The sequence below is a fragment of the Microcystis sp. M49636_WE2 genome (assembly GCF_030065375.1).
Lineage (GTDB): Bacteria > Cyanobacteriota > Cyanobacteriia > Cyanobacteriales > Microcystaceae > Microcystis > Microcystis aeruginosa_C.
The window spans coordinates 1-2431 of record NZ_JASJFG010000580.1 but is presented as its reverse complement, the minus strand read 5'-3'; the positions used below and the strand labels follow the sequence as shown (position 1 = coordinate 2431).

Annotated in this window: 2 protein-coding genes and 1 pseudogene; 1 reads left to right on the top strand and 2 read right to left on the bottom strand. The window is 46.9% G+C overall.

The genetic code is table 11. The features are described from left to right. Nucleotides 1-285: 285 nt before the first annotated feature. Nucleotides 286-528, bottom strand: a complete 243-nt coding sequence (locus PX484_RS13335; RefSeq protein ID WP_002795543.1) for a hypothetical protein — start codon at nt 526-528, stop codon at nt 286-288. Nucleotides 529-785: 257 nt separating this feature from the next. Here PX484_RS13335 and PX484_RS13330 point away from each other — a divergent pair. Continuing rightward, a pseudogene (locus tag PX484_RS13330) lies at nt 786-1263 on the top strand (hypothetical protein). A gap of 312 nt (nt 1264-1575) precedes the next feature. Here PX484_RS13330 and PX484_RS13325 read toward each other — a convergent pair. Continuing rightward, a partial coding sequence (locus tag PX484_RS13325; protein WP_288104204.1) for a phytoene synthase occupies nt 1576-2431 on the bottom strand: 856 nt, incomplete at its 5' end.

The following is a 2431-nucleotide window of genomic DNA, read 5'->3' as shown; positions in this document are numbered from 1 at the left end:
TGATGACATCTACTGCCGCTGCGGTAAAGATAAAGCTAGTTATTGGTTCTTGACGGTAAGCTTTCTTGAGAAAACGCGGCCAGAGGAGATTACTCATTTTATCTATTATTTCTACGGTTTCGATAATTCCAGCTTATCCTATCACCCTGAAAAATGTTGTTGATCGGGTGATGGGGGTTTTTCAGTAATCAGTAATCAGTGAACAGTAATCAGTAAGAAAAATAGTATTGTAAAGTATTAGGAACCCTAGGGGCTAAGTTTTGCCGCCAATTCCCCGTCCGACTTTTAGCCATCAATACTGTCCACCACGCTGAGAAAATCGTTGTGGATTAGCTCGGCGATAAAATTCTCCGGGTCGGTGATGGGAACAGTAACGCCTTGGCTGGCTACCATCTGTGCGGCCATCCGAGTCATGAAGTCCTGTCTTGTTTCCGCCATTCTACCCTGACATTGTTGTAATTTTTCTACCAATTCCAGTGGGGAATCGGCCACCAGTTTATCTCCCTCGCGGGTGACATAAATTGTCATCTTTCCTACCTCCTAAATGATCGGGAACGAGAATTCGGCACTACTAAACTACTTCTTTTCTCGCTATCATCATGGCTAGTTAGTTAGTCCCATCCTCGTCCGTCTTTCCCTATTTCCATTATTTGTTCTGGCTTGTCGCCTGGTAATTATTATTATCGCCAAAATAAAAGGATAAATTTGTCAATCTTTGTAACGAAAAATCAAGAAAAACTGTTCTCACCGTATCGCCCTGAACCTTTGCGGGGAAATTTGTTACAATAAATACAAAGGGAACTCCCCGCGCTGGCTTCCATCCCTAGTAAAAAATTGGCGGGGTAGGGAGCGGAAGTGAATAGTCCCGATCGGGGAGGCACTTGTCAGAGTTTCCCGCTTCCTTTAGTTTTAGGGGGAAAAGCCATGAAATCTGGAACATTATTATCGCCCGATCGACCGCTGCCAGAATTTCTCCGGTCAGCTATCCAAGACCGCTTTCCCGGGAAAGCGCTCGATGACCTCAGCGTCCGCTACTATGAAAGCGTCGAGGATGTGGGATACGAGTATTTTAATGATCGGGTGTTGCCGGCCTGTAGCGATGAGCCTGTCGTCCGCTATCTCGGCCCATTTATATCCTACGTCCGTCTAGGAGAAGCGTTAGTTTTGGATCGGCAAGATGGTCTTGTGGTTTACGAAACCGATCGAGATGTTCCCTGCACGGAAACTGGACCCTTCTGGTTGGTGACTCCTAAATCGCGCTGAAAAACCAAACCCAAGTTAAGCAGCTGAATTGGGAAAACTTAATAGTTAGGGTTGGCTGAATAAATCTAAAAACCTTGTTGGATAAGGCTTTTAGACTTTTTTTCCCTGAAAAAGTGCCTACCATTGGAGTGATTGGGGGGAAAATTTAGGGATTTTTTCCCTGAAAATTAGGTAATTGACCACCTGAAAATGGATAAAACCCCACACCCCACACCCCACACCCCACACCCTGCCCCCACGAAAAACTTTTTCAGCAGCCCCTAGGTAAGACTCGACGGGTGGAGTCGGCAAGGGACAAAACCCGTCGCATTTTTATAACGCCTGCGATCGCAACCAAGCCACGGGTAGATAGAGCATTTTCTTGGCTAAAGGCACGAAGGCACGACGGGCGAAGACATCATAATTATTTGCTTCAATTACGTCTAAAATGCCTTGATAAAGCAGTAAAGCCGCCCAAACCGGCCAACGGGAATCGGGATTAAGGGCGCGGATCCCCCTTTCGGCGGAATCGTAGTAATAACGAGCGCGCTCAATTTGGAAGCGCATTAACGCCTGCCAACGGTGATCATTAACCCCTTTGAGTAAATCGTCTTCGCTGTAGTTAAAACGCTCTAAATCCTCTAAAGGTAGATAAATCCGGCCACGATGGACATCTTCCCCCACATCCCGCAAAATATTGGTTAATTGATTGGCAATACCGAGATCGATCGCTTCTTCTTGGGGAATATAGACGCTTTGATTGCGTCGCCAAGGAGCCGAGCGATCGCCATCTTCCAATCCTAACACCGCGCTGGACATTAACCCCACCGTCCCTGCCACCCGATAGCAGTACAGTTTTAGTTCATCAAAGGTTTGATAACGACTGCGATAGAGATCCATCTGTTGCCCGGCAATCATATCCCGAAAGGGTTGGATATCCATGGGGAACTTTTCTAGAGTATCCACGAGAGCGACATCGGCATCCTCGAGGGCAACCCCAGAAAAGACGGTTTCTAGCTGTTTTTCCCATAAATCGAGGGTTTCAGGGGTAGTTAACCGGGCTTGGGGTCCATCGACCAGTTCATCGGTACGACGACACCAGACATAAATTGCCCAGATCGCTTGACGTTTTGCTTTCGGCATCAGGAGAGTACCGAGATAAAACGTTTTGGAATACTTCTCTGTAATC

Excerpts from the sequence above, each read along its gene's own strand:
- PX484_RS13335 (WP_002795543.1), bottom strand. The coding sequence starts at position 528 with ATGACAATTTATGTCACCCGCGAGGGAGATAAACTGGTGGCCGATTCC.